Origin of the sequence: Mycobacterium gordonae (genome assembly GCF_001417955.2) — a bacterium.
Taxonomy (GTDB): domain Bacteria; phylum Actinomycetota; class Actinomycetes; order Mycobacteriales; family Mycobacteriaceae; genus Mycobacterium; species Mycobacterium gordonae_B.
In genome coordinates this window covers 1-954 of sequence record NZ_LKTM01000221.1, presented here as the reverse complement: position 1 = coordinate 954, position 954 = coordinate 1, and the positions used below count along the sequence as shown (strand labels likewise).

The window sequence follows — 954 nt, the reverse complement described above, 5'->3', positions numbered from 1 at the left end:
GCATACGCCCGCATCACCGACGACACCCTGGCCCGCAAAGCACGTGAATTCTGGAACAGCGCCGCAACAGACACGACCAACACCGACGCCGACGTGGAGCGGCTCCGGGCCCGGTTCACCACCGCGCTGCCCAACGGATTCTGCACTCTCCCAACGGCGCAACGCTGCGAATTCCGGCCCAACCCCTGCCTCGACTGCTCCTTCCACGACCCCGGCGGCCGGGTCTTCCTCGGCGCCCATATCGCGCACCGCGACCAACTGCAACGCCTCACCGCCGACGCTCACGAGCGCGGCGACGCAGCCGCCGTCGAATTGAACACGGCGATGCTCGACAAGGTCTCCAAACTGATCAGCGAAATCGACCCGAACACCACGCAGGAACCTCAGTGAGCGCCGACGACCGCGAACGCCGCACCGCACGCCTGACCGCAGCAGCCGCCGCCCGCACCACCGACGCCACCGCCCGCGCCCGCCGCGCGATCACCCGACTGCGAAACACCGGTCAGCCCGTCACCTTCGTCGACGTCGCCCGCGACGCCGGTGTATCGACCAGCTTCCTCTACCAGCACAGCCAACTACGCGACGACATCACCAACCTCCGCACCACCACGACCACCACGGCGACGGCCGCAACAGGGCGCGCGGCAAGCCTGGAATCGCTACGCACCAAACTCGCCACCGCGATCGCCCGCAACCGTGAACTCACCGAACAACTCGCGCAGCTTCGCACCGAGAACGAAGCACTTCGCAGCCGACTCCTCGAATCCCGCATCCCTGCGGCGACACCGCATCCGTCATAGCCGGACCGGACCCAACCAGAACCAACGGGGCCACAGCGCAGCCCACCACCGTCGACGACTTCCTACAGATAACCCGGCCACGACGACGGACCTACGCCAAGCCGCGGCCCCGTCGTAGACGTCGACTCCACACGCCGCTCACCTAGAGATATCG

Annotated in this window: 1 protein-coding gene and 1 pseudogene; both read left to right on the top strand. The window is 67.3% G+C overall.

Annotation, left to right across the window (positions count from 1 at the left end; translation table 11 throughout):
• A pseudogene (locus tag AO501_RS38145) lies at window positions 1–390 on the top strand (site-specific integrase); the annotation flags it as partial.
• Complete coding sequence (locus AO501_RS16110; protein WP_016895229.1) at window positions 387–800, top strand: DUF6262 family protein; 414 nt, start codon at window positions 387–389, stop codon at window positions 798–800. The pseudogene AO501_RS38145 and the gene AO501_RS16110, both read left to right, overlap by 4 nt.
• Window positions 801–954: the final 154 nt, after the last annotated feature.